This window comes from Pseudomonas sp. AGC41, from assembly GCF_057334555.1.
In genome coordinates, this window is record NZ_JBHFJB010000081.1 from 33,048 (window position 1) to 39,130 (window position 6,083).

A 6,083-nucleotide genomic window follows, 5' to 3' on the forward strand; every position below is an offset into this window, starting at 1 on the left:
CCCCCCCCCCCCCCCAGCCCTGGAAGAAGCCGAGCTGACCATGCACGGCTGGCAGGAGCAGTGGGACAGTTTCAACCTGACTTCCGCCGAACCGCGGCGCCAGGCCGAGGTGCAGCAGTCGCGCATCCAGCAGCTCGAAACCAGTATGGAGCGTTTGGCTGAACGGCAACGGCGCCTGGCTGAAGAGCGGGCGTTGCTCGCTGCGGATCCGGAAGACGCGGCGATCCTCGACCTGAGCGAGCAGCTCGCCACCAGCGAAGCGACCCTCGAAGATTTGCAGGCCAGCGAAGACGCCCAGGTCGAGCGGCTGGAACAACTGCGCCAGGCCTTGCAACTGGCCTTGCAAAACCAGCAGCAAGCCCAGGGCGAACTGCAACGCCTCAACGGCCGCCTGGCCTCGCTGGAAGCTTTGCAACAAGCCGCGCTGGACCCCGGCACCGGCACGGCCGAGTGGTTGCGCGATCAACATCTGGCCGATCGCCCGCGTCTGGCCGAAGGGCTGAGAGTCGACGCGGGCTGGGAACTGGCGGTGGAAACCGTGCTGGGCGCCGACCTGCAAGCGGTGCTGGTGGACGATTTCGCCGGCTTCGATCTCTCGGGTTTTGCCCAAGGCGATTTGCGCCTGCTCAGTCCGGCTGGCGATGGCGTGCGGATCCCGGGAAGCCTGCTGGATAAAGTCGAGGCCCAGGTTGACCTGTCGCCCTGGTTGGGCCAAGTCAAACCGGTGGACAGTCTGGAGCAGGCCCTGGCCTTGCGGGGTCAACTGGCGGTTGGTGAGAGCCTGATCAGTCGTGACGGGTATTGGCTCGGCCGGCATTTCCTGCGGGTACGCCGGGCCGGCGAGGCCGAAAGCGGCATGCTTGCCCGTGGCCAGGAAATCCAGCGGCTGGTCGCCGAGCGCGAAGAGCGCGAGGCCAGCGTCGAAGCCCTGGAAACCGAATTACAGAACCTGCGGGCGCAGCAGCGCCAGCAGGAAAACGGTCGCGAACACCTGCGCCGGTTGTTGCAGGACGAGGCGCGCCAGCAGGGCGACCTCAAGGCGCAGCTGTCCGCCGGCAAGGCCAAGGTCGAGCAACTGGCCCTGCGTCGCACCCGTCTCGATGAAGAAATCGCCGAGTTGGGTGAACAGCGAGCGTCGGAACATGAACAGATTGGCGAGGCGCGCCTGCAATTACAGGAAGCCCTCGACGCGATGGCGCTGGACACCGAACAACGCGAATTGCTCCTGGCCCAGCGCGACAGCCTGCGCGAACGCCTCGATCGGGTGCGCCAGGAAGCGCGCCAACACAAGGATCATGCCCATCAGTTGGCAGTGCGCCTGGGCTCGCTCAAGGCCCAGTACGATTCCACGCGCCAGGCGTTGGAACGATTGGAAATGCAATCGGAACGCCTCACCGAAAAGCGCGAACAGCTGAGCCTCAACCTGGAGGAGGGCGAGGCGCCTTTGGAAGAGCTGCGGCTGAAACTTGAGGAGTTGCTCGACAAACGCATGAGCGTCGACGAAGAACTCAAGACCGCGCAGATCGCGCTGGAGGACGCCGACCGCGAACTGCGCGACGCGGAGAAGCGCCGCAGCCAGGCCGAGCAGCAATCCCAGCTGATTCGCGGCCAGATGGAGCAGCAGCGCATGGAATGGCAGGCCCTGACGGTCCGCCGCAAAGCCTTGCAGGACCAGTTGCTGGAGGACGGCTATGACCTCAACGGAGTGCTCGCCACCCTCATGGCGAGTGCCAACGAGAAAGACGCCGAGGAGGAGCTCGAACGCATCGCCGCGCGCATCCAGCGCCTGGGCGCGATCAACCTGGCCGCCATCGACGAGTATCAGCAGCAGTCCGAGCGCAAGCGCTACCTCGACGCCCAGAACGATGACCTGGTGGAGGCGCTGGAGACCCTGGAAAACGTCATTCGCAAGATCGACAAGGAGACCCGCAATCGTTTCAAGGATACCTTTGATCAGATCAACGGCGGTTTGCAGGCACTTTTCCCGAAAGTTTTCGGCGGCGGCAGTGCCTATTTGGAACTGACGGGCGAAGATCTACTCGATACTGGGGTGACAATCATGGCGCGTCCTCCCGGCAAGAAGAACAGCACCATCCATTTGCTCTCCGGTGGCGAAAAGGCGCTGACTGCATTGGCCCTGGTTTTTGCCATTTTCAAATTGAATCCGGCGCCGTTCTGCATGCTCGACGAAGTCGATGCGCCACTGGACGACGCCAACGTGGGCCGTTACGCACGCTTGGTAAAGGAAATGTCTGAAACGGTGCAGTTCATCTACATCACCCATAACAAAATCGCCATGGAAATGGCCGATCAGTTGATGGGCGTCACCATGCACGAGCCGGGTTGCTCGCGGCTGGTGGCGGTGGATGTGGAAGAGGCCATGGCGATGGTTGATGCGTGAAGCATGTGTGTAGGCGCTGGTGTAGGGCGTTGTAGGCCTTTTTACCGTTGTAGCCCGTCACTCAATTCACCGATTCGGCATAAGCCAATGCGACAGACGGTGTAAAGTTATCTTTGGTCGTGCTAGTTTAATGTCAATTTTTCGTGTGCGTGGGCAAAACGCCATTCAGAACATAGAGTTGGCGCCACGTTTTAAAGCGGTTTGCAAATAGCTAAGCCCCTTATTTATCAGCATTTTTATAGAGGCACGGGATTACATGGAAATCGGTCTGCGCGAGTGGCTGATCGTCATCGGCATCATTGTCATTGCCGGTATTCTTTTCGACGGCTGGCGTCGCATGCGCGGCGGCAAGGGGAAACTCAAGTTTCGCCTCGATCGCAGCCTGTCGAACCTGCCGGAAGAAGATGACAGCGCCGAACTGCTGGGCCCGCCACGGGTGCTGGATACCCACAAGGAGCCGCAGCTGGACGAGCACGACTTGCCGTCGATGAGCGCGCCGGCGCGCGAACCACGTGAGTCGGGCTCCAAGCGCGGCAAGCGCAACAGCGAGCCGTCCCAAGGCGACCTGAACCTGAACCTTGACCTCGATGGCGGTCCGGGCTTCAGCAGCCGCGACGGTGATTTCCCGGACGAGAGCAAGGCCTCCAGTTCCAATAACGACAAGGATCAGGCCCAGGCCGAAGAAGTGCTGGTGATCAGCGTGATCTGCCGCGATCCAGCCGGCTTCAAGGGCCCGGCGCTGCTGCAGAACATCCTCGAAAGTGGCCTGCGTTTCGGCGAAATGGATATTTTCCATCGCCACGAAAGCATGGCAGGCAATGGCGAGGTGCTCTTTTCCATGGCCAACGCCGTCAAGCCTGGCGTGTTCGATCTGGACGACATCGATCACTTCAGTACCCCGGCGGTGAGCTTCTTCCTCGGCCTGCCAGGCCCGCGCCATCCAAAACAGGCTTTCGATGTGATGGTGGCCGCGGCTCGCAAGCTGGCCCAGGAACTCAACGGCGAATTGAAGGATGACCAGCGCAGCGTGCTGACCGCCCAGACCATCGAGCATTACCGCCAGCGCATCGTCGAGTTCGAGCGCCGGGCCCTGACGCAGAAGCGCTGAAGTCAGTCTTTGGCCAGGAGCTTTTTTTGTGGCGAGGGAGCTTGCTCCCGCTGGAGGGCGAAGCCCTCCCCAGAAAAGTCTTGAAAAATGAGCAGCCCAGGCTGCTCTTTTGCTTTATGAGAGAACACTATGAACGCCGTCGAAACCCGCATCCTGGAGCTGCGCTCCGAGCTGGACCAGCATAACTATCGCTACCACGTCCTTGATGAACCGACCATCCCGGACGCCGAGTACGATCGCCTGTTCCACGAACTCAAGGCCCTGGAAGAGCAGCATCCGGAGCTGGTGACCAGCGATTCCCCGACCCAGCGGGTCGGCAGCGTGGCGCTGTCGGCGTTCAGCCAGGTGCGTCATGAGATCCCGATGCTCAGCCTGGGCAACGCCTTCGATGAAATCACCATGCGTGAGTTCGACCGCCGGGTGACCGAGGGCCTCGACCTGCCCACCGGCGATTTGCTCGGCGGTGGTGCGGCGGTGGAATACAGCTGCGAACCGAAACTCGATGGCCTGGCCGTCAGCCTGTTGTATCAGGACGGCCTGCTGGTGCGCGGGGCGACGCGCGGTGACGGGACCACGGGCGAGGACATCAGTGTCAACGTGCGCACCGTGCGCAATATTCCCCTCAAGCTGCAGGGCAGCGGCTGGCCACCGGTGCTGGAAGTGCGTGGCGAGGTGTACATGTCCAAGGCCGGTTTCGAGCGTCTCAACGCTACGCAACTGGAGGCGGGCGGCAAGACCTTCGCCAACCCGCGCAACGCCGCGGCGGGCAGTCTGCGCCAGCTCGATTCGAAGATCACCGCCAACCGTCCGCTGGAATTCTGCTGCTATGGCATCGGTCAGGTGAGCTCGGACATCGCCGATACCCACATCGGCAACCTCAAGCAGCTCAAGGCCTGGGGCATGCCCATCAGTCGCGAGCTGAAGCTGGCCCACGGCATCGACGAATGCCTGGACTACTACCGTGACATCGGTGAACGGCGTAATTCGCTGGCCTACGAAATCGACGGCGTGGTGTTCAAGGTCAACAGCATCGCCTCGCAGCGCGAGCTGGGTTTCCGGGCGCGGGAGCCGCGCTGGGCCATCGCGCATAAATTCCCCGCCAGCGAAGAACTCACCGAGTTGCTGGACGTCGAGTTCCAGGTCGGCCGCACCGGCGCCGTCACCCCCGTGGCGCGGCTCAAGCCGGTCAAGGTGGCCGGCGTGACCGTAGCCAACGCCACGCTGCACAACATGGACGAAGTGGCGCGGCTGGGCCTGATGATCGGCGATACGGTGATCATTCGCCGCGCCGGCGACGTCATTCCGCAGGTGGTGCAAGTCGTCACCGAGCGTCGCCCGGACAATGCCCGGGCGGTGCAGGTCCCTGAGCAATGCCCAGTCTGCGGCTCCCATGTGGAACGTACGCAACTGATCAAGCGCAGCAAGGGCCGCGAAACCGTCAGCGAAGGCGCGGTGTACCGTTGCGTCGGTCGGCTGGCCTGCGGCGCGCAACTCAAGCAGGCGATCATCCACTTTGTCTCGCGCCGGGCGATGGACATTGAAGGCCTGGGCGAAAAAAGCGTCGAGCAGTTGGTGGATGAAGGCCTGGTGGGCTCGCCAGCCGATCTGTACGCGCTGACGTTCGAGCAAGTGGTCGATCTGGAAGGTTTCGCCGAGTTGTCGAGCAGGAACCTGCTGGCGGCTATCGTCGATAGCAAGAAGCCGAGCCTGGCGCGCTTCATCTATGCCCTCGGCATTCCGGACGTGGGCGAGGAGACCGCCAAAGTCCTGGCCCGCTCCCTCGGTTCGCTGGAGCGCGTGCAGGCGGCCTTGCCCCAAGTGCTGACGTACTTGCCGGATGTCGGCCTGGAAGTGGCTCATGAGATCCACAGCTTCTTTGAGGATCTGCACAATCGCCAGGTCATCAAGGATTTGCTGCGGCATGGCCTGGAGATCCAGGACCAGGGCGAACTCGGTGCCGAGTTTTCCGCCAGCACCACCCTGGGCGGCTTCCTCGACAAGCTGCACATCCCTTCGGTCGGACCGGGCGGGGCGCAAAAACTGGCGGACAAATTCGGCTCGCTCGAAGCGGTCATGAATGCCGACTGGCTGGACATGCGCCAGGCCTTGCCGGAAAAGCAAGCCAACGCCGTGCGGGAGTACTTCGCCAGCGCCGCCAACCGCGCGCAGGCCTTGGCCGCCGAGCAGCAACTGCGGGATTTCGGCATGCACTGGCAGAGCGAGAAAAAAGTCGTCGAGGGTTTGCCTGAAGCGGGGCATACCTGGGTGCTGACCGGCTCGCTGGAATTGATGAGTCGCGACGTTGCCAAGGACAAGCTGGAAAGCCTCGGCGCCAAGGTGGCCGGTTCCGTGTCGGCGAAAACCCATTGCGTGGTGGCCGGGCCGGGCGCCGGGTCGAAGTTGGCCAAGGCCAATGAGCTGGGGCTCAAGGTGCTCGACGAACAAGCCTTCGTCGATTTCTTGAAGGGGTATGGCATCACAGTGTGAGTGGGCAGCCCGCTCTTGTGGGGGGGGGGGGGGCTCCCGCTGGGTGGCGCAGCCGCCCCAACCAGATCGACGCAACCCTCCAGGTGG

3 protein-coding genes are annotated in these 6,083 nt (G+C 62.7%); all 3 read left to right on the forward strand.

All coding sequences use genetic code 11. The features are described 5' to 3' along the window. Positions 1-2,401: chromosome segregation protein SMC (gene smc, locus ACE04F_RS13850; RefSeq protein ID WP_486107515.1), on the forward strand; the 2,401-nt coding region annotated here is incomplete at its 5' end. Between the two features lie 256 nt (positions 2,402-2,657). Next, the gene (zipA, locus tag ACE04F_RS13855) at positions 2,658-3,509 is read left to right on the forward strand and encodes a cell division protein ZipA (RefSeq protein WP_486107516.1); all 852 of its coding nucleotides are present in this window, start codon (positions 2,658-2,660) and stop codon (positions 3,507-3,509) included. 129 nt (positions 3,510-3,638) lie between these two features. Then, on the forward strand, positions 3,639-5,996 hold the full coding sequence (gene ligA / locus ACE04F_RS13860) for an NAD-dependent DNA ligase LigA (protein ID WP_486107518.1): 2,358 nt from the start codon (positions 3,639-3,641) through the stop codon (positions 5,994-5,996). Positions 5,997-6,083 lie beyond the last annotated feature (87 nt).

Coding starts and splice junctions, on each gene's coding strand:
- zipA (WP_486107516.1), top strand. CDS start 2,658: ATGGAAATCGGTCTGCGCGAGTGGCTGATCGTCATCGGCATCATTGTC.
- ligA (WP_486107518.1), top strand. CDS start 3,639: ATGAACGCCGTCGAAACCCGCATCCTGGAGCTGCGCTCCGAGCTGGAC.